At 38.0% G+C, this 24,571-nt stretch carries 23 protein-coding genes and 1 pseudogene; 19 read left to right on the forward strand and 5 right to left on the reverse strand.

Annotated features, from left to right (window positions below):
• Positions 1 to 4: 4 nt before the first annotated feature.
• The 13 genes and pseudogenes from dusC to QV04_RS03680 all read left to right on the forward strand — a co-directional run bounded on the left by dusC (position 5) and on the right by QV04_RS03680 (position 8,774).
• The gene (dusC, locus tag QV04_RS03625; RefSeq protein WP_065233156.1) at positions 5 to 949 is read left to right on the forward strand and encodes a tRNA dihydrouridine(16) synthase DusC; all 945 of its coding nucleotides are present in this window, start codon (positions 5 to 7) and stop codon (positions 947 to 949) included.
• Entirely contained in the window at positions 939 to 1,613 is a 675-nt protein-coding gene (gene yjjG, locus QV04_RS03630) for a pyrimidine 5'-nucleotidase (RefSeq protein ID WP_065233157.1), read from the forward strand. Before dusC ends, yjjG begins: the two co-directional genes overlap by 11 nt.
• An 81-nt stretch (positions 1,614 to 1,694) precedes the next feature.
• Positions 1,695 to 1,892: pseudogene (locus QV04_RS11955) on the forward strand (ACT domain-containing protein); the annotation flags it as partial.
• A 408-nt stretch (positions 1,893 to 2,300) separates the two neighbouring features.
• Positions 2,301 to 3,272, forward strand: coding sequence for a sigma 54-interacting transcriptional regulator (locus QV04_RS11600; protein WP_197494788.1), 972 nt, complete (start codon positions 2,301 to 2,303; stop codon positions 3,270 to 3,272).
• A gap of 141 nt (positions 3,273 to 3,413) precedes the next feature.
• Positions 3,414 to 4,052, forward strand: a complete 639-nt coding sequence (sspA, locus tag QV04_RS03640; protein WP_039173354.1) for a stringent starvation protein SspA — start codon at positions 3,414 to 3,416, stop codon at positions 4,050 to 4,052.
• Positions 4,053 to 4,061: 9 nt separating this feature from the next.
• Entirely contained in the window at positions 4,062 to 4,523 is a 462-nt protein-coding gene (locus tag QV04_RS03645; RefSeq protein WP_039173356.1) for a ClpXP protease specificity-enhancing factor, read from the forward strand.
• A gap of 143 nt (positions 4,524 to 4,666) precedes the next feature.
• Positions 4,667 to 5,194 (forward strand): prepilin-type N-terminal cleavage/methylation domain-containing protein, encoded by a 528-nt coding sequence (locus QV04_RS03650; RefSeq protein WP_065233159.1) that lies wholly within the window; start codon positions 4,667 to 4,669, stop codon positions 5,192 to 5,194.
• Positions 5,151 to 5,906, forward strand: a complete 756-nt coding sequence (locus tag QV04_RS03655) for a PulJ/GspJ family protein (RefSeq protein ID WP_231924851.1) — start codon at positions 5,151 to 5,153, stop codon at positions 5,904 to 5,906. The genes QV04_RS03650 and QV04_RS03655 overlap by 44 nt, the downstream gene beginning before the upstream one ends.
• On the forward strand, positions 5,890 to 6,543 hold the full coding sequence (locus QV04_RS03660; RefSeq protein ID WP_065233161.1) for a DUF2572 family protein: 654 nt from the start codon (positions 5,890 to 5,892) through the stop codon (positions 6,541 to 6,543). Before QV04_RS03655 ends, QV04_RS03660 begins: the two co-directional genes overlap by 17 nt.
• Positions 6,524 to 6,820, forward strand: a complete 297-nt coding sequence (locus tag QV04_RS03665) for a DUF5374 domain-containing protein (protein WP_065231400.1) — start codon at positions 6,524 to 6,526, stop codon at positions 6,818 to 6,820. Before QV04_RS03660 ends, QV04_RS03665 begins: the two co-directional genes overlap by 20 nt.
• A 59-nt stretch (positions 6,821 to 6,879) precedes the next feature.
• Positions 6,880 to 7,206 (forward strand): thiosulfate sulfurtransferase GlpE, encoded by a 327-nt coding sequence (gene glpE, locus QV04_RS03670; protein ID WP_065231401.1) that lies wholly within the window; start codon positions 6,880 to 6,882, stop codon positions 7,204 to 7,206.
• Positions 7,207 to 7,353: 147 nt separating this feature from the next.
• On the forward strand, positions 7,354 to 7,872 hold the full coding sequence (locus tag QV04_RS03675; RefSeq protein WP_065231402.1) for an NADPH-dependent FMN reductase: 519 nt from the start codon (positions 7,354 to 7,356) through the stop codon (positions 7,870 to 7,872).
• Entirely contained in the window at positions 7,869 to 8,774 is a 906-nt protein-coding gene (locus QV04_RS03680) for a pirin family protein (protein ID WP_065231403.1), read from the forward strand. The genes QV04_RS03675 and QV04_RS03680 overlap by 4 nt, the downstream gene beginning before the upstream one ends.
• 83 nt (positions 8,775 to 8,857) lie before the next feature.
• Here QV04_RS03680 and ppx read toward each other — a convergent pair whose 3' ends face one another.
• The 5 genes from ppx to envC all read right to left on the reverse strand — a co-directional run bounded on the left by ppx (position 8,858) and on the right by envC (position 18,256).
• Positions 8,858 to 10,342: an exopolyphosphatase gene (gene ppx / locus QV04_RS11460; RefSeq protein WP_065233162.1), complete on the reverse strand. Its 1,485-nt coding sequence runs from the start codon at positions 10,340 to 10,342 to the stop codon at positions 8,858 to 8,860.
• 12 nt (positions 10,343 to 10,354) lie between these two features.
• On the reverse strand, positions 10,355 to 14,332 hold the full coding sequence (locus QV04_RS11465) for a translocation/assembly module TamB domain-containing protein (RefSeq protein ID WP_065231405.1): 3,978 nt from the start codon (positions 14,330 to 14,332) through the stop codon (positions 10,355 to 10,357).
• Positions 14,329 to 16,068 carry an autotransporter assembly complex protein TamA gene (locus QV04_RS03695; protein ID WP_082985564.1) on the reverse strand — a complete coding sequence of 580 codons (1,740 nt, stop codon included), beginning with the start codon at positions 16,066 to 16,068 and terminating at the stop codon, positions 14,329 to 14,331. Before QV04_RS03695 ends, QV04_RS11465 begins: the two co-directional genes overlap by 4 nt.
• 128 nt (positions 16,069 to 16,196) lie before the next feature.
• Entirely contained in the window at positions 16,197 to 17,018 is an 822-nt protein-coding gene (locus QV04_RS03700; protein ID WP_039133580.1) for a divergent polysaccharide deacetylase family protein, read from the reverse strand.
• A 14-nt stretch (positions 17,019 to 17,032) separates the two neighbouring features.
• On the reverse strand, positions 17,033 to 18,256 hold the full coding sequence (envC, locus tag QV04_RS03705) for a murein hydrolase activator EnvC (protein WP_065231406.1): 1,224 nt from the start codon (positions 18,254 to 18,256) through the stop codon (positions 17,033 to 17,035).
• Between the two features lie 168 nt (positions 18,257 to 18,424).
• On the opposite strand from envC, the gene QV04_RS03710 reads away from it, so the two are divergent.
• From QV04_RS03710 to rnr, 6 genes are all read left to right on the forward strand, one after another.
• Entirely contained in the window at positions 18,425 to 19,108 is a 684-nt protein-coding gene (locus tag QV04_RS03710) for a 2,3-diphosphoglycerate-dependent phosphoglycerate mutase (RefSeq protein ID WP_039094662.1), read from the forward strand.
• Positions 19,109 to 19,272: 164 nt separating this feature from the next.
• Positions 19,273 to 19,716 carry a rhodanese-like domain-containing protein gene (locus QV04_RS03715; protein ID WP_039133573.1) on the forward strand — a complete coding sequence of 148 codons (444 nt, stop codon included), beginning with the start codon at positions 19,273 to 19,275 and terminating at the stop codon, positions 19,714 to 19,716.
• 23 nt (positions 19,717 to 19,739) lie between these two features.
• Positions 19,740 to 20,258 (forward strand): protein-export chaperone SecB, encoded by a 519-nt coding sequence (gene secB, locus QV04_RS03720; RefSeq protein WP_039133570.1) that lies wholly within the window; start codon positions 19,740 to 19,742, stop codon positions 20,256 to 20,258.
• Between the two features lie 115 nt (positions 20,259 to 20,373).
• Positions 20,374 to 21,378 (forward strand): NAD(P)H-dependent glycerol-3-phosphate dehydrogenase, encoded by a 1,005-nt coding sequence (gene gpsA, locus QV04_RS03725; protein ID WP_039133567.1) that lies wholly within the window; start codon positions 20,374 to 20,376, stop codon positions 21,376 to 21,378.
• An 8-nt stretch (positions 21,379 to 21,386) separates the two neighbouring features.
• Positions 21,387 to 22,175: a serine O-acetyltransferase gene (gene cysE, locus QV04_RS03730; protein WP_039173383.1), complete on the forward strand. Its 789-nt coding sequence runs from the start codon at positions 21,387 to 21,389 to the stop codon at positions 22,173 to 22,175.
• A gap of 36 nt (positions 22,176 to 22,211) precedes the next feature.
• Complete coding sequence (rnr, locus tag QV04_RS03735; protein WP_065231407.1) at positions 22,212 to 24,566, forward strand: ribonuclease R; 2,355 nt, start codon at positions 22,212 to 22,214, stop codon at positions 24,564 to 24,566.
• Positions 24,567 to 24,571: the final 5 nt, after the last annotated feature.

Consider the following 24,571-nt stretch of genomic DNA (forward strand, 5'->3'; position numbering starts at 1 on the left):
TAGAATGCGTTTAATTTTAGCACCTATGCAAGGGGTGCTTGATCCGTTTATGCGTCAGCTTTTAACCTCTTGTAATAATTATGATCTTTGTGTGTCTGAATTTGTTCGTGTCGTTGACCAGTTATTACCAAAGAAGGTTTTTTATCGGCTTTGTCCTGAATTGTATCAGCAGGGTTACACAGATAGTGCCACACCGGTAAGAGTTCAGTTGTTAGGGCAACATCCGCAATGGTTGGCAGAAAATGCTAACTTGGCGATTGAATTGGGATCTCACGGCATTGATCTTAATTGCGGTTGTCCTTCAAAAACTGTTAATGGTAGTTGTGGCGGAGCGAGTTTGTTAAAACAGCCAGAACTGATTTATCAAGCGACCAAAGCAATTCGTCAAGCGGTAAGTTCTGAAAAAATAGTTAGTGTGAAAGTGCGTTTAGGCTGGGACGATAAACAAAAAGCACTGGAAATTGCCGATGCTGTACAGCAGGGGGGAGCTGATGAGATTGCAATTCACGGTAGAACAAAAATGGATGGTTATCGTGCTGATAAAATTGATTGGCAGAAAATTGGAGAAGTAAGACAAAAATTATCTATTCCGGTGATTGCTAATGGTGAAATTTTTAATGCGCAACAGGCACAGGAATGTCTTGCCGTTACCGGTTGTGAAGATTTAATGGTGGCTCGCGGTGCATTGCAAATTCCCAATTTGAGCTATGTCATTAAAGACAATAACGAGGTAATGTCGTGGCAGAACACTTTGATTTTATTGCAATATTATAGTCGTGTTGATAATCAATGGGATAGCGGTTGGTATCATTTATCCCGTATTAAGCAGTGGCTTAGATTTTTATCGAATCATTTTATTGAAGCGGAACAGCTATTTGCAAAATTGAAATATTGTCAAAACAATGTGGAATTGCAAACTTTATTGGATAAGGAATGTGATGAAATATAACTGGATTCTTTTTGATGCGGATGAAACCTTATTCTCTTTTGACTCTTTTTCAGGGTTGAAACGACTTTTCACTCACTATGATGTTGATTTTACACAAGAAGATTTTATTGAATATCAACAACTTAATAAACCTCTTTGGGTAGCTTATCAAGATGGAAAAATAGATGCAAAAACCTTACAGGAACAACGTTTTAGTGAGTGGGGCAGGCGTTTGTCAGTGAAACCGGCGGAATTGAATCACGGCTTTTTATTGACAATGGCGGAAGTTTGTCGCCCGTTGGAAGGCGTGGTGGATTTGTTACAACAATTACAGCATCGTGCTAAATTAGCCATTATTACCAATGGTTTTACTGCGATGCAGAAATTGCGTTTGCAGAAAACAGGGTTAAGCGATTATTTTGAATTTGTCGTGGTTTCTGAAGAGATCGGCGTTTCTAAGCCGAATCCTGATTTTTTTTATCACGCTTTGCAGTTGGCAAAACCACGACATAGTGAGGAAGTGTTAGTTGTGGGGGATACGTTGGAATCAGATATTCTTGGCGGTAATAATGCTGGATTGGATACTTGCTGGTTGCATTATGGCAGAGACAACCAAACTGCTATATCACCGACTTATCAAATAGAAACGATTGCTGAATTGTTACCTTTAGTGGAAAAATCGTAAACTTTTCTTTACGCTTTCTTTATTTCTATACGAACTATCAGGTATTATAGCCGATAGTATAAAAATATGAGGAGATAAAAGATGCGTTTTGCGATAACCTGTATTGATAGAATCGGGGTGGCTAAAGAAGTTCTGGATTTATTGGCTAAAGAGCAAATTAATTTAGAAGGGATTGAACTAAAAAAGATAGATCAAAATGGGATTATTTATCTGAAATTTGAAAAAATTGCCAATTTTCAAATTGATTATCTTAGCGATAAATTGCGCAGGATTGATGGTGTAAAGGCGGTGACGAAATTGGATTATTTGCCTTATGAGCGTAAAACCATAGAACTTAATGCGTTGTTTGAAGCTCTTCCTCACCCTATCTTGTCCATTGATTTTTTAGGAAAAATCGAATTTGCCAATCAGCACGCCACTCAATTATTGTTACCTTATCTACAAGAAAAAAAGCCTAGAGTCAGCTCACTACAAAATCAATTTTTGCTTGATGCTATTCCAGCATTACAACAGGCAAGTTGGTATCAATCATTTTTGAAACAGTTAAAGCAACATTCCACACCATTGGCAATTTCTCATCATATTCAGCTGGACGAACAGCATTGGCGTTTTGATTTATTGCCGTTAACACTGGCAGAAAATGAACAGCGATTTATTGGTAGTGTGGTTACATTACAATCTTTCGATATGTTGCGTATCGATGCTCAACAATTCAATATTTATCACAGCAATACTTTTGATGAAGTGGTGGCAAAAAGTAAAAGAATGGCAGAAATGGTTTCGATGGCAAAAAAATTCGCTTTTTCTGATGCACCATTATTGATTCAAGGTGAAACTGGAACAGGAAAGGAATTTATTGCTAAAGCGTGCCATCAATTAGGTAATCGACGTGATCAACAGTTTATTGCGGTAAATTGTGCAGGATTACCTCCGGAAGACACAGAAGCGGAAATGTTTGGTTATAACACTAATGGTCATAAAACCATTGGTTTTTTTGAGTATGCTAATCACGGTACGGTGTTGTTGGATAATATTGCTGAACTCTCTTTGCCGATGCAGGCTAAATTATTACGCTTTTTAAATGATGGTTCTTTTCGCCGAGTAGGTGAGGAACAGGAACATTATGTTAATGTGCGTGTTATTTGTACTACTCAGGAACCTTTATCTTCATATGTAGAACAGGGAAAACTACGAGAAGATCTTTATCACCGTTTAAATGTGCTGACATTAAATATTCCACCTTTACGAGAACGACAAGAGGATATCCCTCTGTTGGTACAGCAGTTTGTGAAACAGATTTCCGCCCGTTTAGGCATTCCTCAGCCATACTATGATAATGATTTTATTACATTTTTGCAGAAACACGTTTGGTCAGGTAATGTTCGTGAATTGTATAATGCTTTATATCGTGCTTGTTCATTGGTAGAGAATGGAAAGTTAACCATTAGTGGCTTGCATTTGCAACAGCAATGGTGTTCTCAGTTTAATCTTGAACAGTTACAAGGCGCAACGTTGGAAGAGATGTTGGGATATTTTGAAGCAGCAATTTTGCAGAAATTCTATGCCGAATATCCAAGCACGCGAAAATTGGCACAACATTTAGGTATTTCACATACTGCGGTGGCTAATAAATTACGTCACTATGGAATTACAAAATAAAATCTTTATAGATTAAATAGTTACATTCAATTTTTTTAAATTTATAACAGTATGACGGCAAGATGTGCTACAATCACCGGTCAAATTTTTAAATTATTATTCGGGTAACTGGCTTATACCCACTTTTTAGCGGAGGAATAAATGACGATAGCAGCCAATAGACGCTCAATTATGACACTTTTTACCGACAAAAACGATATTTACTGTCACCAAGTGAAAATTGTGTTGGCTGAAAAAGGTGTCGCCTATGAAACTGAAAATATCGAGCCGGGAGAAATTTCAGAAGATTTATTGGAACTGAATCCAACCGGAAGTTTGCCGACATTAGTGGATAGAGATTTAGTTTTATTTAATTCTAGAATTATTATGGAATATTTAGATGAGCGCTTCCCTCACCCACCTTTGATGCCGGTATATCCGGTTGCAAGAGCAGAGTGCCGTTTGTTAATGCAACGTATTGAAAATGACTGGTATCCTGTTTTTGCGAAAGCAGTGGATGAAAACAATCCAGATTCGATGTCTGCTCGCAAACAGCTACGTGAAGAATTATTAGCAGTTGCACCGATATTCACTCAATATGAATATTTTATGAGCAATGAATTCAGTTTAGTTGATTGCTATTTAGCACCTTTATTATGGCGAATTCAATTATTAGGAATTGAGTTCAGCGGTGCCGGTAGTAAAGCTATTAAAAATTATATGAATAAAGTGTTTTCACGTGATAGCTTTGCTAAATCATTAGGTAATAGTAGTGCGTTAAATATTATGGATGACAAATAAGGATAAATAATGACAGTATTAGCACCGAAACGTCCTTATCTGCTAAGAGCTTATTTTGATTGGTTAGTCGATAATGAGCTTACGCCTTATTTAGTTGTGAATGCCGATTATCCAAATGTTGATGTGCCGGTTGAATATGTAAGAGATGGTCAGATTGTGCTGAATTTATCACCAAATGCAGTAGGTAATCTTTCACTTGGTAATGAAGAAATTCGTTTTAGTGCCAGATTTAATGGAGTTATTCGGCATATTGTGATTCCATTGGGTGCAGCGTTAGCAATTTATGCGCGTGAAAATGGCGATGGTGTGATGTTTGAAGAGGAAGAAGCGTATGAAATCGCTGAAATCAATGATGATCAGCCGAACGGTTTTACCGATATTGTAGACACGCCACCTGACGAAAATAAAGAGAAGTCTAAAGAACAAAGCCAAGCTCAGAAAAAAACTTCTCATCTTAGAATTCTAGATTAATCCTCCATTGTGCCGCACCTGATGCGGCACTTTTTTATTTTAATTTTCTTTTTTCGATCCTGATCGCAAAAAACAAGCACTATTTTTCTCATTGTTATTAGAAACAATTAATCTCATTCAAAAAAGTGTTTTGGATTTTTGTAATGTCTAAATATCAACCGGGATTTACTTTGATTGAATTGTTAGTCGTGATCTTTATTTTCTCTTTTTCGTTGTTATGGGTTGCACCTGATTGGCGTAATATTCAGCAACAATTTCTACTTTATGTGGAACAGAATCGATTGCAACGCTATTTGGCATTGGTACAACAACGTATAAACCATTCTTTGGAGAGCTGGCAGTTAATCGGCAACAAATCAGCGCATAATTGGTGTTTAATCGCACAACCAAAAAGTGTGGCAATTTGTAATTGTCTGTATTTACAAGGCTGCGAGAAACACCAAGAAAGATTAGTCTATATGCCATATTCACCGGGAAGAGTTACTTTTATCGCTAAAGATTACTATCCAAAAGAGTTGACTACGTTTAAACCGGAACGTAACACGATGAAAAAGAAGTGTTTTCTATTGCAGGCAGGGCAGCAAAGAATATTGTTTAAATATAGTGGCATTGGTGAGGTAAGAATCAATGAAAATATATCAGAGAGTGCCTGTTTACAATATGAAGATTAAGCATAAAACCTATTTTGTCGGGGCAACACTGCCTGAAATGTTAATTGTATTGATGATCTCGATGTTAATTGTATCCATCTTAGTTTCATTGTTGATGAGAATTCATCAATATCGCCAGCAACAACAGCAGCAGTTACAACTGCAAAATCAGGTACATAAAGCGTTGCAGCTGATGAGTAAAGATTTACGCCGTGCCGGCTATCACGCTGTGAAACAGGAAAATAACCTCGCATTGTTTCAGATAGATGGTAAGAGTATTCAATTAAATCAGGAAAAATCCAGTTATTATCAATGTGTTATGTTTTTTTATGATCTAAATATGGATGGTTGTATAGGTAGTCAACGGAAAAATCAAGCTTGTATTGAAAATGGACGCAATAGCAGTACCAAATTGAACGAAGAACTGTTCGGTTATCGTTATGGCAATAATAATATTGAAATGTTGTTGATGGAAAAAAATAGTTTTGTCGAAGAATGTCGTGCTGAGGAGTGCCAACGACATCTTAATAATTCGGCTTGTACTGCTAAACGTTGGTATAAACTACTACCGGAAAGTTACATTGTGGAAATGTTGAAATTTAATTGGCTACCTGAGAAAAAAGGGGTTCAGATAACGTTAAAAGTATATTTAAATGAGCAAAAACAGATCGCCTATCAAGCCACCGCACTAGTGCCATTACTCAATGAGGTACAAAATGCAGCATTACCATAGTGGTTATCTCAATTTATTAACCTTGTTATTTATTAACGCTATTGTGCTGTTATTGTTGTTGGTGGCAGAAGATGATTTATCACTTTATCGTCAAAATCTATCAATAAGACAAGATTATGCCTTGCAACAAGCACAGTTATATCAACAGTATCAACAACAATATTCTGTTTTTTGTCAATCTAATCATATAGATAGTTTAAATTATACTGAAAGATTAACCTCAGAAAAATATAAATTTGGTAGTGGAATAAACCATTTTATTGATTGTGAGTTACAACAGATTTTTGTTCAGGAACCGAAAAAAAATTTAAATTCGCCATTAAAAAAATATTTCAATATCAACTATCCGTTCTCTACATCATCGATGGAACCCACTTCAGCTGTGCAGCCGCAAATATGGAAAGTGGAGCAGAATGTAATTACCTTAGAACAGGATTTTTATGGTGTGATTGTTGCTCTCAATGATGTAGAAATTTTAGGAAAAGGCACTATTTTTGGTGCAATTATTTATGAAAGAGAATTGCGTTATGGTGAAAATATTAAAATTGTATTTGATGCAGAGATTATCCGGAAGTTATCAAAACGATATTCAAGTTGGAAAATGAGGGGTGGTTGGCGTGATTTTGACGCAATATAATTTGAAGGGTGGCACTATTATTAGCGTATTGACAGCATTGATTTTTTTGTCACTGTTATTGTTATCAGTACAGCATTGGGTTAATCGACAGCAACATCAAACAGCAATGTTGTGGCAGGAGACACAGGCTTTACAAGTTGCTGAAAACCAATGGAATTTAAGAGTAATCGGTGAAAATTGTGAAAAAAATGTGCAACAAAATGGCATTATTTTTAATATTCAATGCAGTGGTAATCAGGTGATTGTGTATTATCCATTGGGGAAAATTGTGTTGTAAGATTGTTAATAATCAAATGAAATTCTGTATAATATCGGCTCATTTTTATGGGGGAATTTATGGCAGAAACTTTTCAAGAAATTGATGTGCAAACTGCGTGGCAACTGGTTCAGGAGCGACAAGCATTTCTGGTCGATGTACGCGATATACAACGATTTGCTTATAGCCATCCGCAAGCAGCATTTCACTTAACTAATCAAAGTTATGGTGAATTTTGCCAATGCTGTGATTTTGAAGATCCGATAGTCGTCATTTGCTATCACGGTAACAGTAGCCGTAATGTGGCTCAATTTTTAGTCGAGCAAGGTTTTGATGAGGTTTATAGTGTTCGTGGCGGTTTCGATGCTTGGTGCAAAGCGGAGTTACCAATAGAGTCGGGCTTGTGAATCTAAAGATCATATTTAAAAGTATGTGAAATTGAACATAATAATGAACAACTTGATTCTGAAAGAAGTTAATTTTGATTGATTGATATTGTACTATTTAGAGGGGATTACCCCCTTGTTTTTTTATAATTATTGGTAGATGAATTTATGAAAATTGCACTCATTGTAGGAAGTTTAAGCAAGCGATCATTAAATCGTCATATTGCAAATCAAATTCTGAAATTTGCACCAGAGAATGTTGAAATTGAAGAGATTGATATTAGTAATTTGCCCTTGTATAACCAGGATTTAGATGAAATAGACATTCCATCCTATAATCGTATGAGAGAACAGATAAAGTGTGCCGATGCTATTCTAATTGCGTCTCCAGAACATAATCGAACCATTCCTGCCGCATTAAAAAATGTGATTGATATTGCTACTCGCCCTTATGGAAAAAATATGTGGATAAATAAAAAGGTTGCTATTATAACAGCCTCTCCAGGGGTTTATGGTGGTATTAATGCCGGTTTGGATCTGCGAAAAGTGCTGACTTTTGTTGGTGCCAATGTTTTATCTCAACCAGAAGTTTATTTGAGTAAAGCAAGTTTTGATCTAGATGAACGTACTACTAATTTCTTAAAACAGTTTGCGGAACATTTTTTTCAGTGGGTAGAAAATAAATGAGTATTGATAAATTTTTGGCTAAAACTAAAGATGTTGGCGGTATTCCTGTCGCTCGTCTTTTGCCTCAACATAAGCATAGAACCGTAGGAGCATGGTGTTTTCTTGATCACGCTGGCCCAGCAACATTCAGTCAAGAAAATAAAGGAATGCAGGTTGGTTTGCATCCTCATACCAATTTGCAAACATTCACTTGGATGTTGGAAGGAGAAGTGTGGCATCAGGATAGTCTAGGTAATCGCCAATTAATTCGTCCGAAACAGGTAAATTTGATGACCGCCGGAACCGGTAATCATCGTGGTATCAGTCATACGGAACAGACGCCATCCGGTGTCAAAAATCTGCACGCGGTGCAGTTATGGATTGCTTTGCCGATGGATAAAGAGATCGAGCCTAATTTTGAGCATTATCCGCAGTTGCCGGAATGGTCGGATCAGGGTATTGATTACATTTTAACAACCGGTAGTTATCAAGGTCATCAAGCACCGACTAGTCAATTTAGTCCGTTAGTGGGTGTTGATATGCGTTTTCAACAGGCTCAAACATTTGAAATTGAGCGTCAGGATAAATTTGAATATGCCATTTTAGTGATAAACGGCACAATTAAAATTAATGGAGAGAGCTATGCCAAGGATGAAATTGCGATTTTATCTGATTGCATATCTGCTCAGGGAGAATTAAAGATGTGGGCAGAGCAGGGAACGCATATTATGTTATTGGGCGGTGAGCCGTTGTCGCATCCAACAGTGATTTGGTGGAATTTTGTTGCCGATAATGTGCAGGATCTGGAACAGGCAGTTAATGATTGGAATAACCATCATCCTCGATTTGGTTCGATTGATTTGCAAGGGACGGAGTTATCGCGCCTTGTCGCCCCAGCAATTCCAGCAGGATTAAAAAGATAATTCATTGGAATTATCAATCGATTAAGATACGAAAGAATTGAAATGCATAAGGGTACAGATCAGAGAAAAGTACCCTTATATTTTTATTGGTAATTAAAAATGATCCCCAAAGAGGCAAGGAATTTTTGTTCTTGTTGAAGATCGTTATTTAACAGTGGATTATTTTTAAGATAACGATTCGGAAAAGTTAATTGCCACTGTTGAGCGTGTTTGTTTTGCAATCCAGTTTCCGTCTGTTCCGTTGCTTGTCGTGCTTTATTAAAAATAACGGCTAAACGTAATAATAAAATCAGCGATATTACATCGTCATTGTTGTAACGATAACAGTCTGGGATATCGGCAATACGGAAAATTCCGGTATGAAAACGTGCTAAAATCGCTAATAAACGTTGTTGTTCATTATCAAAACCGGGCAATTCGGTGTTTTGTAAAATATAGGCAGAATGTTTTTGTACATTGCGATGGTTAATGACAATACCAACTTCGTGAGTTAATGCGGCATAGTATAAAATTTGTTTCATTTCTTCGCTGTATTGTGTGTCTTTCCATAATTTAAACTGTTTTGCCAACATCTGTGCAGTTTGTGCAACTCGCTGTGCCTGTTGCCGATCCAGATTAAATTGTTGGTTCAAGCTGTTTACCGTACGTTCACGAATATTACCGACACGGAATTTATCTTCAAAATTGTACATTACGCCTTCACGCACTGCGCCATCTGAATAACGCATACTTTTTATTTGGAATGTTTCAAATAGTGCTACTAAAATTGCCAGTCCCGGCACAAAGACATCAATGCGATTGTGGTGTAATCCTGGCAAATGCAGTTGTGTAAAATGAGTTACTTTGAGGGTACGTTCGATTAGATCATTAAGACGATTAAGGGTGATTAGCCCATCTTTAAAATGCAGAGCCAATAGAACTTCACCGACGGTTTTTATTGTACCGGATGAGCCGAGAGTTGATTCCCAGCCAAGTTGACGATATTCCCAAGTGAGATCTTCAATTTTTTCTAAAGCGCATTGTTTAGCCTGTTGAAAACGTTGTTTACTGATAACGCCGTCTTTGAAAAAACGTTTAGCAAAGCTGACGCAACCCATATGACGACTTTCGGCAATTAACGGTGTGAAGTCGTCACCGATTACCATTTCCGTAGAACCGCCACCAATATCTATAACCAGTTTTCGACCTTTTTCTGGTTGGGTATGTGACACGCCAGCGTAAATTAATTTTGCTTCCTGTTGACCAGAAATAATATTGATTTTATAAGGGAAAACCCGCGCTGCTTGCTGCAAGAACTGATCACTGTTTAATGCTCGACGTAAAGTATAAGTGCCGATAACTTGTACATTTTCCTCAGGAAATCCCTGTAAACGTTCAGAGAAAAGTGCTAAACAAGCAATACCACGATCTATTGCTGACTGACTAAGGATTTGATTTTGATCGAGTCCTTCGGCTAATTGTACTTTTTGTTTAAGACGAGAGAGTATCTGGATTGAACCGTTCACAATACGGGCAACAATCATATGAAAACTGTTTGATCCAAGATCGACGACAGCAATTTCTTTCATAGTAACTATCCTTTAACGTTCAAATTGATATAAGAGATCAACAGCTTGAGATGTCCCTGATACGGATTGTAAATATAATTTCGGTAATAAGCGATAGCGAAGTGTTAATTCAGCTAATGGTTCAAATAATCCTACACCATATTTTACCTGTAAACGAGGTGTCAAATAACCACTAACTACAACTTGTGATTGATCTCCTAGACCTTGTGTTTCCAAGTTTAAATTACGGATACCGAATGTCTCGCCGATCTGCCCAACAATTTTTCCGGTTTTGGATAAACTCATACTGATTAATGCAGCACCTAGCGAAGCTCCTGAGTTCCCACCGTCAGAAGAGAGCGATCTACCTGTGAGTAAATAGGAAAGAGCATTATCTTGTGACATTGAGGGTTCGGAGAACACTTGAATGGTAGGCGATTCTGCTAAACCAGTAACACGAATGCCTGCAGTAATATTACTATTTTCCATTGCGGTTGGGTTACGAATTGCCTCAATATTTAAAGTTGGTTGTGATGGTAATCCAGAGAAGATAATTTCACCTTTACGCACGAGCAAATCTTGTCCATAAGAAGCAAAACGCCCGTTCAGTAATTTAATTTGACCATAAAGACCGAGCTGGTTGTCTTGTTGACGTAAATTCAGTACACCATCTAAACGGCTTTTTAAGCCATAAGCTTTTATTAAAACGCGTTCTCCTAAACTGATATTAATATTAGTGGATAAAAATGCATTTGTTTTTTGATTGAAACTATTTAAACGCTGATCCGCAGAAAGTTTAGGTTTCTGTTCTAAAATCACTTCATCGTTGCTAACTGTAATCGCACTTTCCGGTAATTGTTCAATGTCAATATTAGCTCGAGGTATATCGATTTTGCCTTCAATATTCAAGTGTTGTGGTTGCGCGTGCAGATGAATATCGGGAACTACGGTCAATTTTGCAATTTCTGGAATATTGAGTGACAGCCCGTCGGATTTCGCATTTAAATTAGCTTGCCAGTGATCTAACATTTGCCAACTGCTATCGCCTTTTAAGTGCAATGTACCCTCTTGAGTGATGATTTCACCCTTCATTGTGGAGCGGTTGCCGTTAAAGTTCAGATTGGCAAAACCATCCTTAATATTAAACGGCAATGCCGGCATTGAACTGGTTAATTGCGTCAATGCCAGTCTGCCGTGTAATTGTGGTGAGTAAGCCGTTCCTGCCAGACTCAAATCCGCATTAATTCTGCCGTCAAGCTGATCTCCAGAATTTAACAACTGCTTAATCAGTGCTAATTGTAAGGCTTTGAATTGCACCTTCCCGCCCAATTTTTTGCTGTCCAACAGATCGGTTAAGGTGAGTTCGGTACTGATTTCGCCGTTATTACGAATTTTTATATCGCTGTTCAGTTTCAAATTGTTATCTTTGATCGTGCTTTTCAGCAATATTCTGTCCAAATTCAATGCAAAACGGCGATAATCCAGTTTTTGCACTAATGACAAGCTATTACTGTCTAAATTCAGTTTGGCATCAAATGGTTTATCCTGATACCAATTTACCTCACCATCAAGATTGAAACGAGAATTCAGCTGCGTATTGTCGCCAAGAAATGGTTTTAGGAAGCGTAAATCCGCCTGTTGCAATTTAAACGGAAGATGACCGTTCACTCCAGCGGTAAAGGTTTGCGGAAAACAGAGCGGTAAACTGCTGTTATTCCAACAATGTGCGGAAATGGTTGCCTGCTGTTTTTGATTGAGGTAATCGACATTAATGGTTTTATCGGCATTGAATTGTCCGATGAGTGTGTCGATTTTGCCGTTTTTAAGATTGACTTGCCAGCGTTCGGCATTGCGATCAAAACTACCTTGTAAATCAACATTTAACGCAGCCGGTTTGCCTTGAGAACGCAAATTGAGCTGATGATTTTTTTCATCACCTTTAGCATTGAGTTGTAATTGCGTCAGTTGCACGGCATCTCCCAACTTAAATTGCGCCAGTTTTAACGCAAGATTGCCGCGAATATTTTGTTGATCGCTTTGGATTTTACCTTTGATATCAGCATTTTGTAGTAAAAGCGTATCAAATTTGAGCTTCGCAATATCAAGGTTGAGATCCAGTTCCGGCTGCTGAATATCACCGCTGATCCGGATCTCACCTTGTGCGGCAAGATCTAAACTTCGATAAAGTCCGCTAAAATCAGGTGCATTAAGCGTTAAATCAAATTGTGAATCTTGCGCCAATTTGCCTTTTAAAAGCAGATGATTTTGCCCATAATCGAATTGAAATCCTTTACTAAGAAGCGGAATTTGATTGCTGAGGGCAAGATCGCCTTGAATGTTAATTGGGCGATTATTGGCACTGCCGGTGAGATTGATAACCGGAATATCCACTTGCCAGCCTTGAGCATCGACTTTGCCGGAAGAAGCCAACTCGCCGGAGAGGGTTGCCAACCAATCTACACTGTGAAAATAGCGGTAAACATTAAGGTTTTTTAATTGTAGCCGGCTATCCCAAATGACTTCATTTTGCCAAGAGGTGTAACCTTGCAAATCAACACTGCCGCCTAAACCGGACAGATGTGCGGATTGGATACGAAAATCACCAATCGAACCCTCACCGTTCAATTCCAGATCAACCGTTGGCGAATGCATCCCCTCAACGTTGCCTTGTAGAGTCGCCTGATAGTGCAACAGATCACCGACAACATTCAATTTCGTTTTTACTAAACGGATCTGATCGGTTGCTGGATTTTCACTTTTACTTAAGAATAGTGGATATTTTGCCTGTTGAATCGCTAAATCCAAGCTAAACGGTGTTTTTGCTGCGGTTAATTCAAGCTGTGATGATAGCGTAGCATCCACCACGCCGCTAATGCTGGTGTTAATGTTGGTTTTAGCGTACAGTTCACCGTTGGCAGTGACAGTTAAATGGCTGTTTGGAAATGTGGGTTGTTCACCTTTTTCATCGAGGATTTTTTGTTGATGAAATTCTCCTTTCAGCGTGAATTGAAGCGGATAATTATCACGCCATTGTAGCTGCCCCTGACCATCAAGATCGACAATAGTGCTACGTAAATAGAGCTTAGTTAAATTGAATTGTTGATCATCGCTGTTTGCTTTCAACACTAATTCACTGAGTTTCTGTTCTGATAAATTTTTTCCTTTGGTATTTTGTTGGCGATAAAGCCAATTCTGGGCGGAAATGATATCGATTTCAACACTAAAAGGCAGTTTTAGTGTTTGCTTTTTATCCAATAATGGTTGATTTAAAGATTGTTTTAACGCTTGCCAATCCATTGGTTTTTCAACTTCTTTTTCTTGTGTTGGCTTATCTGTAACATCAAGTTGTTCCAATTTTTGCAAAAGCTGATTTTCCACTGTTTCGATAACGCTTAAACCATTGATTTTTGTCGGCAACAGATGAAAATGGTTGTTACGGTTTGCTTGCAAGCCGGTAGAAAAATGATCAAGTGTGATCAAGCGATTATCGATTTTAAGTGCAAGTTGATTTATCTCAATTTGTGGCAAATTTAAGCTAATCGGCATTGCTATGCTGCTATTGGATTGCTTGTTATCTTGTGCGCTTGGTGGCAACAATGCCGTATCAATTTCAATTTGTGGCTGTTGTAGGCTGAATTGATTAATGCAAATCGTCATTTGCCATAAACATTGTGGTGTAAGTTGTAACTGCGTTTTTGGCAGGATAAGTATAATGCCGTCAGTATGATAAGTAAGATTAGATAGTGTTAATCCTTGTTTTAAATTCCCTTTTACTTCAGTAATTTGTATTTGTTCTATTTTCTGATCAAGTAGTGTGAGTAGTTTGTGTTGTAAGGTTTCACTGTTTAGAAATGAGATAATTGTAGTAAACAGTAAAATCACAACCGCACTTAAGCTAATTGCAAACCATTTGATAATCTTCTTGGATGTTTTTTTCTTTATCGCAATTGAAGCAGTTTGTGCGTTGTCAGTAGCTTGTTCTGTTTCGGGATTTTTTGGATTATCTGTCACAATTCTGCTCCTATGCCAATATAAAATTGGATATTTTTACTGTCGTCTTTATCATTAATCGGGGTCGCAATATCAAATTTCACTGCTCCGATAGGCGAGTTCCATCGCACACCGATGCCTGTTCCTTTACGTAAATCATTGAAGGCAAAGCGATCAGAAGCAAAACCGGTGTCATAAAAAATAGCTGCCCACCACTTTGGTTTCACCTGATATTGATACTCTAGGCTGGCGGTAAAAAGGCGATTTGCGCCTGTTAATTCACCATTTTTATCTTTCGGTGAAATTTTATGATAACCATAACCGCGGATACTTCTATCACCGCCTGCAAAAAAACGTAGTGCCGGTGGAATTTTGTCAAATTGATTGGTTGAGAGATAGCCAATTTCTGCTCGAGTTAAAAAACGATGATTTTCTGCATAAGTTCGAATCCAAGAAGTGGAGGCAATAGCGGAATAAAAATTGACATCTGAGCCTACTGTTTTATTCCCCCAATTAAGCGTGATTTTCTGTGCATCTCCCCAATAAGGAAATAATCCCCCACGAACACGGGTACGGTTAAAACCGGCAGTTGGATAAATTAATACAGTACGATTGGAAACATTCGCTTGGGTAAAGTTATCATAACGAGCTCTTACGCCGAAAGAATTTTGCCAACCTGTCTCTCTGTTCCAATAGCGAAGAATGGCTAAGGTTAAACCGGAGGTATCAGTGTCGTTTTTCTTTTCTTCTTCATAACCGGTAGAAATTTCATAATAATAGTTAAGCGGTTGTTTTAATAAGGGAATTTTATAGGTTGCTTCAATGGTTTTTTTAGGATCGGAGATATAGAAATTGGAAGAAAAACTTTGTCCACGACTATTAATCCAAGGTTTGTTCCAACCGAACTGTAAACGAGGACCAACATCGGTACTGTAACCGATCCCGATTTCATAACTATTTTTTAGGCGGGGTTGAACTAAAACATCAAGATCGACTTTTTTATTTTGTTTATCAATATTAGGCTGAACTAAAACAGATTTAAACCAGTTGCTGGCAGAGAGGTCTGTACTTAATTCAGAAAGATCATTGATTAAATAAGGATCTCCACTTTGAATAGCAAGAATATTATGCAAATAATCGTCTCTAATTTGTGAACCTTGAAAACGAATTTTACCGTAATGGTAACGTTTACCACTGTCGAAGGTAAGTTGCCAATAGGCTTCGTGAGCAGAAGGTAGGATCGCTAAACGATGCGTTAAAAATTGGTAATCGAAAAAACCTTTAGCAAGAGCTACTTTTTCTAATTCCCCTTTATAGTCATCATAAACGCCTTGATTAAGGACGCTACCTAATTTAGGAACCTGTTTTTGTAATGCAAGAAAATTCTCATCTTTTCTCGCATCACCCAATAGATGTACCTGAATTTCGGCAATTTTAACAGGTTCATCTAACATAACGGTAGCAATTAGAATATCCTGTTTAGCATTAGGCTGTGGCACAAATTGATAATCAATTTTGCTGTTAAAATAACCAACAGCACGTAATGCCTCATCAATCGTTTTACTTGCCAAATAATAATAACGATCTGAATTTTCCACAGGGATAGTTTTTAGTGAAGAGAGATGTACCATCACATTATTATAGGCGGTTTTATTTTTGATACCTTCCACTTTTAAGGTTATCGGCTTATCGGCAAAAGCAGATAGGGCGGCAAATAAAATTGTAAGAGAGAAAGATATTTTTTGCCATTTCATCATTACCGAACCTCTGGATTATTGTTCACTATCGAAATTAATTTCTTACTATTAGTATCATTAAATGAAAATTTAAAAATAGCGTAAACGGTAACAATATATGACTGAATTTTCAAGAATTAAACCTAATTTTACTGCGGAATTCCTCGTAAATTTTCTTGAAAATAGAATGGTGGCTTTGATGTTGGTGCAGGAATATCACTAAACCAGAAATTAAATGGCTGTAGTAATTGAGGAGATTGTTGCCAAAGTTGGCTGATCTTGATTAATTCAATGTCTGCTGGAAGATGGGATAACTGTTGCTGTAACACGGCAATAGTATTTTTTCTAGGGTGTCCGATAACAATAGCAGTTTGATGTTTTCTTGCATATTGAATGGCTCGTTGGAATTGGCGCTGTATATTGTCATATTCATTATTATCATCAAGAAAAATATTACGCTCTAACGCACTAACACCATATTGTTTGGCAATTTTGACAGCAACACTATTACCTATGGTTTTACTGTCCAGAAATGATAATCCTCTTTGTGCTAATTGTTGCATTAAAATATGCATTAAACCGCTATCGGAAGTGGCGGCACTTCCCATATGATTATTCATTCCGATAGCATTGGGAATAATATTTTGTGCTAAATCAATACGATATGAAACTTGAGATGGTGTTAGCCCAAGCACTAAGCCATTGGCTTCTAGTTTTATATTGCTTTTAGCTTGCATTGGCATATGTATTAAAGTATCACGACCTTGCTGATGAGCCTGTTTTGCACGTTGTTGTGCATAAGGTGCGGAAGGGATAATAGCAACATTGACGGCTAAAGGTAGTGCAAAAATAGCATTGTCCTCGTGCTGACGATAACCAATATCATCGATCACAATAGCTAATTGAGCAGCATTAGGTGACAAACTGAACAGCATTAATAACGCAAGAAGACATTTTATGCAATATTTCACTGTTAACTCCGCTATTACTTTAACCAATGTGATGGATTTACTGGTTCACCCTGACGGCGAATTTCAAAGTAGAGTGCTGCACGACCGTCTTCATTTTGCCCAACTTGAGCAATAGTTTCACCGGCACTGACCACATCGCCGTTTCGGACTTGCAATGTACTGTTATAACCGTAGATGCTCATATCACCTCGACCGTGATCAATCACAATGACCAAACCATAACCTTGAAGACGATTAGCTAAAATCACTTTGCCCGGAGCAATGGCTCTCACATTTGCACCACGATTGGCTTGAATAACAATGCCTTTCCAGCGGATTTCTCCCATTTGAATTGAGCCGTAGCGGTTACTTACTCGTCCGGAAACCGGCATTATATATTGACGGCGTGCCGCTCCGAGACCATTTCCTCTCCCAACCAACTGTTGCTCTTTTTCTGTCGGTTTATAAGTTTGATGTTCCTGTTCCGCTTTTTTCTGTTTTTTCTGTAAAGAGACCAGTTCCTGTTGTTCTCGTTGTTTAGCAGCTCGTTCCGCCGCAGCGATTTCTTGGCGTAGTCGGTTTTCGTTCTCTTTTAATTGCGTTAATTTATTTTGATTGGCGGTTAGGCTGCGATTTAATTTGGCTAATGTGGATTGGTGTTCGTTCTTAACTTGCTGTAATGAACGCTGTTGCTGGCGTTGCTTGTTAATTTCCTGTTGTTGCTGTTGTTGCTGTTCTTTAACTAGCTGTTGTTGCTGCTTTAGCTGTTCTTGAGTCTGTTTAAGATCCTGAATCAATGCGATTTTTTGTTGATTAATGTATTTCACATAGGTATTCATTCGATCACTGTCGCGTGCTTCTTGAGAGAACATTTTCTCAATTTCGTGTTGTTGTAAATTTTTACGGTAAGCAGAATCAAGCAAATGTGCCAGCTGTTGCTTTTGTTCGCGTTCTTGTTGTTGTAATCGGCGAATTTGTTTTTGCCCGTTTTGAATATTGCGTTGAATTGTTTTTAGTTCATCTCTACTTTGTTGCAGTTGATCACTAATTTTTTCAATCTTTTGTTGTTGATATTTTAGTTGTGACTGTAACTGGCTTTTTTCTTGCTGTTGCTGAGCAATCTTTTGTTCTTGTTGTTTTATTTGTTGCTGAATTGATGCAAGATCATTTACTGCATAGCCGATATTGCTGTTCATTAGTAATAATGAACACAATATTAGGTGGCATAAAGACTGAACAGTAAAACGGGTATTGAACATAATTCAAACAATGATAATGATAAAAAACAGAATAATTTGGTGCTATTTTAGAATTTTTTTTGTTAAAGATCAGCAATTCTAATAAAAGCGAAGCCGTTCTATTTTAAAAGTAATCAAATTTTGTTATAAAGAGTGCAGTTTTTTGATCTAATTTTTAGGAGAATCATTATGCAATTAGTGTTTATTCGTCATGGTTTAAGTGAATGGAATGCATTGAATCTTTTCACCGGCTGGCGCGATGTTAATTTAAGTGAAAAAGGGGTTGAAGAAGCAAAAGCGGCAGGTCGTAAATTAAAAGAAGCTGGTTTTGAATTTGACATCGCATTTACTTCCGTATTAACTCGTGCGATTAAAACTTGTAACCTTGTTTTGGAAGAATCTAATCAGTTATGGGTTCCACAAATTAAAACTTGGCGTTTAAATGAACGTCACTATGGTGGTTTACAAGGCTTAAATAAGAAAGAAGCTGCGGAAGAGTTTGGTGATGAACAAGTTCACATTTGGCGTCGTTCTTATGATGTATTGCCGCCTGAATTAGCAAAAGATGATCCTAATTCAGCACATAATGACCGCCGTTATAAACATTTGCCGGCGGATGTAGTGCCTGATTGTGAAAATTTAAAAGTAACTTTAGATCGTGTGTTACCTTTCTGGGAAGATCAAATTGCACCAGCATTATTATCCGGTAAGAAAGTATTGGTTGCGGCTCACGGTAACTCACTTCGCGCTTTGGCGAAACACATAGAAGGTATTTCTGATGAAGGCATTATGGATTTAGAGATCCCAACTGGACAGCCTTTAGTTTATGAATTAAGCGATGATTTGAAAGTAATTAAAAAATATTATCTTTAATGCTTAATTAAAAGAAATAGGCACTTTTCTGCATAATGTAGAGAAGTGCTTTATTTTTGTTGAGATTTTTTCCGGAAAAATGATGTTTCGATTGTTTAATTCTATAGAGTAAGGTTATACTTATTCAACTTTTTAACCATTAATAAGATAAGAGATCAAAATAAATGGAAGAATTTATGCCGAAGGCAATAGCGTTTGCCTCTCAACATACGGTGATGGTTATTGCGTGGATTGTCGTATTTATCGGGACAATTTATGTTTTTGTAAAAAGTGCCGTTTCTGGTGCAAAGGAGATTGATCAAGCGACTTTGTCACAATTAGTTAATAAACAGAATGCCGTTATTATTGATTTACGTAGTATTGAAGAGTTTTTGCGTGGCCATATCGCAGGCAGTCAAAATGTGTTACCAAGCGATATTAAACAGCATAATCTTGGTAAATTGGAGCAGTACAAAGAGCAACCGGTCATTGTTGTTTGTGCTTCAGGAATGACTTCACGCGGTTCAGCAGAGCAGTTGTATAAACAAGGTTTTAAGCAGGTTTATTCATTAAAAGAGGGAATCCAAGGTTGGCGAGCAGCGAATTTACCTCTTGTTAAAAAAAGTTGATTAGATAAAAAAGGAAATTAGTGATGGCAGAAGAAAATAAAACAGCAGAACAAGGTTCAGAACAACAAGCACAACCAATGTTGCAGATTCAACGCATTTATGTAAAAGATGTCTCATTTGAAGCACCGAATTTACCTCATTTATTCCAACAGGAATGGAAACCGGTCTTAAAATTCGATTTGGATACAGAAACAAATGTATTAGCAGAAAATCTTTATGAAGTGGTACTTAATGTTTCTATTGAAACCAAACTGGAAGGTACTGATACTGTTGCCTTTATTTGTGAAGCAAAACAGGCAGGTATTTTCGCTATCAGCGGTTTAGAAGAGATGCAGTTAGCTCACGCATTAACTTCACAATGTCCGAATATGTTGTTTCCATATGTTCGAGAATTAGTTTCAAATTTAGTTAATCGAGGCACATTCCCTGCATTAAATTTGGCACCGGTTAATTTTGATGCTTTATTTGTTGAATATTTGCAACGTCAACAAGCAGCGCAGGCGGAGACTGCTCAAGAACAAAAAACGGAAACTGTAAATTAATTTCTGAAAAGCGTCTCTTCGGAGATGCTTTTTCACCTCTTTTCTAAAATCTTATTGAAATCCTCTCTCTTTCGTCTATCCTTTGTTTAACACTAATCAAATAAAAGCGATAGTTATGACAGAATTTTTACCCATTACCGTAATTGGTGCTGGTTCTTACGGAACAGCATTAGCGATAGCACTTTCGAGAAATGGCTTGCCAACAATATTATGGGGGCGAAATACGGTAGAAATGAGAAAATTGGCACAACAACGGCAAAATGAACGTTTTTTGCCCGGTGTTACTTTTCCGAAAGCATTACAAATTGAAACTGAATTGGATACAGCAGTTGCAAACAGCCGAGATATATTGATCGTTGTGCCGAGTCACGTTTTTGCCGATGTTTTAAAGCAGATTAAGCCCTTATTAAAACCGCAACATCGTATTATTTGGGCAAGTAAAGGTTTGGAACATAATAGCGGACGCTTGTTACATCAGGTAGCGAAAGATATTTTAGGAAATAATATGCCATTGGCTGTTTTATCAGGGCCGACATTTGCTAAAGAACTGGCTTCAGGCTTGCCGACTGCTATTGTGCTGTCTTCAACAGAAGAGGCTTTTGCCAAAGCGTTACAGGAACGTATTCATTGCAGTAAACATTTCCGCGTTTATCTGAATCCGGATATGATTGGTGTGCAGTTGGGTGGAGCGATTAAAAATGTGATCGCAATTGGTGCTGGTATTTCAGATGGTATCGGTTATGGAGCGAATGCAAGAACAGCATTGATCACGCGTGGTTTAGCAGAAATTTCACGTTTAGGATTGTCTTTAGGTGCAGAACCACACACATTTATGGGAATGGCCTGTTTAGGTGATTTAGTTTTAACGTGTACCGACAATCAATCTCGTAATCGCCGTTTTGGAATGATGTTAGGCAAAGGTTATTCTGTAGAACAAGCGATGCAGGAAATTGGGCAAGTTGTAGAAGGATATTTCAACACACAGGAGGCCTATCGATTAGCACAACAACAGCAGGTAGAAATGCCGATTGTTGAGCAAATTTATCAAATGCTATTCTGTGGGTTAACTGCAACTGAAGCAGCAGCAAATTTATTATCAAGAGAAAAGAAAAGTGAATAGGGGTATCTATGTCGGTACTATTACAACGGATTTGGCAAAGCATTCGAGATGAAGCAAAATTACTCGCAGAACAAGAACCTTCATTGGCAAGTTTTTTCCATTCAACAATTTTAACGCATCAACATTTGGGTACGGCGCTAAGTTATATTTTAGCGAATAAGTTATCTAGCTCGACAATGCCAGCGATCTCATTGCGTGAAATTATTGATGAAGTTTATCGGGAAAATCCAAAAATTATTGAAAGTGCTGCTCACGATATTGAAGCTGTACGAGTTCGCGATCCGGCAGTGGAACTTTATTCTACACCATTACTTTATTTAAAAGGATTTCACGCGTTGCAAAGTTATCGTATCACTCACCACTTATGGCAGAAACAACGGAAAGCATTAGCAATTTATCTACAAAATCAAATTTCTGTTGCGTTTGATGTTGATATTCATCCGGCAGCAAAAATTGGTTACGGTATTATGTTAGATCACGCTACAGGTATTGTTATTGGGGAAACATCTGTGATAGAGAATGATGTTTCTATTTTGCAAGATGTGACATTGGGCGGTACAGGAAAAGAAGTTGGTGATCGCCACCCTAAAGTGCGTAAAGGGGTGATGATTGGTGCTGGTGCAAAAATTTTAGGAAATATCGAAGTAGGTGAATATGCCAAAATTGGCGCCTGCTCGGTAGTGTTACATCCGGTTGTAGCTTATTCTACGGTAGCGGGCGTGCCTGCAAAACAGATAGGGCAAGATAAAAAAGCAAAACCGGCGTTAGAAATGAATCAATATTTTAATTGTGAATAAAAGCAATAAATAAAACAAAAAATTAAGGAGACATTAATGCAATATCAAGATCCTCATTATAGCGAGGAAGCTGAAAGATATGAAAATCCAATTCCAAGTCGTGAATTGATCCTTACGGTTATTCGAGATCATAATAAACCGATGAGTCGGGAATCTATTTTACAAGCGTTAGCAATTACCGATCCGGAGCAGCAGGAGGGAATGCGTCGCCGTTTACGAGCAATGGAAAATGATGGGCAGTTGGTTTTTACTAAGCGCAAATGTTATGCCTTGCCTGAACGATTGGATCTTTTGAAGGGAACGGTGATTGGTCATAAAGATGGTTATGGCTTTTTGCAGGTTGATGGCGTAAAGGATGATTGGTTTATCCCTAATAGCCAAATGCAAAAAGTGTTACACGATGATTATGTATTGGCACAGCCGAACGGCGTAGATCGTCGCGGACGCAAAGAGGTGCGAATTGTCCGGGTACTAGAATGTCGCAAGAAGCAGATTGTCGGTCGTTTTTTCTTAGAAGAGGGCATCGGTTATGTAGTGCCGGATGATAGCCGGATTAATCACGATATTTTAATTCCGAATGAATATCGTGCCGGAGCAAGAATGGGGCAAGTTGTGGTGGTGGAACTGAAACCTAAAGAAAAAGGGCTTTCCCGTTTAACCGGCAGAATCACCGAAGTGTTGGGCGACAATATGGCGAAAGGAATGGAAGTGGAAATTGCTATTCGCAATTACGATATTCCGCACGTTTGGCCGGAAGAGGTGGCACAGCAGATTCAAGGATTGAGTGAAATCGTTGATGACAAGGATAAACAAGGGCGTGTCGATTTGCGACAACTACCTTTGGTTACGATTGATGGTGAAGATGCCCGTGATTTTGATGATGCAGTATTTTGTCAAAAATGCGAGCACGGCGGTTGGAAATTATGGGTGGCGATTGCGGATGTCAGTTACTATGTGCGTCCAAAAAGTGCGCTAGATAAAGAAGCCTATCAAAGAGGAAATTCCGTCTATTTTCCAAGTCGGGTTGTGCCTATGTTACCGGAAGTGCTATCGAATGGCTTGTGTTCACTTAATCCACAGGTAGATCGCCTTTGTATGGTGTGTGAAATTCAACTGTCTGCAAAAGGTAGAATTGAACAGTACCAATTCTACGAAGCGGTAATGAATTCACACGCACGTTTAACATACAGCAAAGTATGGCGAATTTTGCAGGGAGACGAAGAATTAACCGAACGTTATCAAGATTTAGTGCCACATTTACAAGAACTGTATGCAATGTTTAAAGTGCTATTGAATGCACGACATAAACGAGGCGCAATTGATTTTGAAACAGTAGAAACCAAATTTATTTTTAATGATCAAGGCAGAATTGAAAGAATTGAGCCGATACAACGCAATGACGCCCATAAAATTATTGAAGAGTGTATGATTTTGGCGAATATTTGTGCAGCACATTTTATGGAGCAACATCAAGAGCCGGCACTATTCCGCATTCACGCCTTGCCGAGCGAGGAAAAACTCACCTCTTTCCGTACTTTCTTAAGAGAATGCGGTTTAACTCTGGAAGGCGGATTAAAGCCGACACCGGCGGATTATGCCAAATTAATGTTAAAAGTGAATGAACGCCCTGATAAAGAATTAATTCAGACAATGTTATTGCGCTCATTAAGCCAAGCGATATACAGTGGTGATAATATTGGACACTTCGGTTTGGCTTTGACAGAATATGCGCATTTTACTTCACCGATTCGCCGTTATCCCGATTTATCTTTACACCGAGGCATCAAGTATTTATTGTCAAAACAGCACGGTTTAACCAAACGCACTACTAAGAGTGGTGGCTATCATTATAAATTGGATGAGATTGATCTGTTAGGTGATCACTGTTCAATGACAGAACGCCGTGCAGATGAAGCAACAAGAGATGTTGCGGATTGGCTTAAATGTGAATTTATGCAGGATCACGTTGGTGAAGTGTTTGAGGGAACTATTTCCAGTGTTACCGGATTCGGTTTTTTTGTCAGATTGAATGATCTTTTCATTGATGGTTTAGTCCATATTTCTACGCTAGATAACGATTATTATCGTTTTGATCCGAATGGTCAGCGCTTAATTGGTGAGAACAGTGGAATGCTGTATCGTATCGGTGACAAGGTTACGGTCAGAGTTGAAGCGGTGAGTTTGGAAGAAAAGACATTGGATTTTACGCTGATTTCAAGTGAACGTAAGCCACAACGATTAGGTAAAACAGAAAAAGATCGTATTAAAAAGAGTTTGCGTTATAGTGAAAGCTTGCAAAAACGTTTACGGAAACAAGCTAATACTGATGAGAAAAAACGTAAAGAGAAAAAGAAAAAAACTAAGCGAAACAAGAATAAAAAACGAAAATAATTAGA

It is taken from the genome of Gallibacterium genomosp. 1, from assembly GCF_001678575.1.
Classification (GTDB): Bacteria; Pseudomonadota; Gammaproteobacteria; order Enterobacterales; family Pasteurellaceae; genus Gallibacterium.

What these genes read in the sequence shown, in the direction of transcription:
- dusC (WP_065233156.1), top strand. Translation starts at nt 5, where the DNA reads ATGCGTTTAATTTTAGCACCTATGCAAGGGGTGCTTGATCCGTTTATG.
- yjjG (WP_065233157.1), top strand. Translation starts at nt 939, where the DNA reads ATGAAATATAACTGGATTCTTTTTGATGCGGATGAAACCTTATTCTCT.
- QV04_RS11600 (WP_197494788.1), top strand. Translation starts at nt 2,301, where the DNA reads ATGTTGCGTATCGATGCTCAACAATTCAATATTTATCACAGCAATACT.
- sspA (WP_039173354.1), top strand. Translation starts at nt 3,414, where the DNA reads ATGACGATAGCAGCCAATAGACGCTCAATTATGACACTTTTTACCGAC.
- QV04_RS03645 (WP_039173356.1), top strand. Translation starts at nt 4,062, where the DNA reads ATGACAGTATTAGCACCGAAACGTCCTTATCTGCTAAGAGCTTATTTT.
- QV04_RS03650 (WP_065233159.1), top strand. Translation starts at nt 4,667, where the DNA reads ATGTCTAAATATCAACCGGGATTTACTTTGATTGAATTGTTAGTCGTG.
- QV04_RS03655 (WP_231924851.1), top strand. Translation starts at nt 5,151, where the DNA reads ATGAAAATATATCAGAGAGTGCCTGTTTACAATATGAAGATTAAGCAT.
- QV04_RS03660 (WP_065233161.1), top strand. Translation starts at nt 5,890, where the DNA reads ATGCAGCATTACCATAGTGGTTATCTCAATTTATTAACCTTGTTATTT.
- glpE (WP_065231401.1), top strand. Translation starts at nt 6,880, where the DNA reads ATGGCAGAAACTTTTCAAGAAATTGATGTGCAAACTGCGTGGCAACTG.
- QV04_RS03675 (WP_065231402.1), top strand. Translation starts at nt 7,354, where the DNA reads ATGAAAATTGCACTCATTGTAGGAAGTTTAAGCAAGCGATCATTAAAT.
- QV04_RS03680 (WP_065231403.1), top strand. Translation starts at nt 7,869, where the DNA reads ATGAGTATTGATAAATTTTTGGCTAAAACTAAAGATGTTGGCGGTATT.
- ppx (WP_065233162.1), bottom strand. Translation starts at nt 10,342, where the DNA reads ATGAAAGAAATTGCTGTCGTCGATCTTGGATCAAACAGTTTTCATATG.
- QV04_RS03695 (WP_082985564.1), bottom strand. Translation starts at nt 16,068, where the DNA reads ATGATGAAATGGCAAAAAATATCTTTCTCTCTTACAATTTTATTTGCC.
- envC (WP_065231406.1), bottom strand. Translation starts at nt 18,256, where the DNA reads ATGTTCAATACCCGTTTTACTGTTCAGTCTTTATGCCACCTAATATTG.
- QV04_RS03710 (WP_039094662.1), top strand. Translation starts at nt 18,425, where the DNA reads ATGCAATTAGTGTTTATTCGTCATGGTTTAAGTGAATGGAATGCATTG.
- QV04_RS03715 (WP_039133573.1), top strand. Translation starts at nt 19,273, where the DNA reads ATGGAAGAATTTATGCCGAAGGCAATAGCGTTTGCCTCTCAACATACG.
- secB (WP_039133570.1), top strand. Translation starts at nt 19,740, where the DNA reads ATGGCAGAAGAAAATAAAACAGCAGAACAAGGTTCAGAACAACAAGCA.
- gpsA (WP_039133567.1), top strand. Translation starts at nt 20,374, where the DNA reads ATGACAGAATTTTTACCCATTACCGTAATTGGTGCTGGTTCTTACGGA.
- cysE (WP_039173383.1), top strand. Translation starts at nt 21,387, where the DNA reads ATGTCGGTACTATTACAACGGATTTGGCAAAGCATTCGAGATGAAGCA.
- rnr (WP_065231407.1), top strand. Translation starts at nt 22,212, where the DNA reads ATGCAATATCAAGATCCTCATTATAGCGAGGAAGCTGAAAGATATGAA.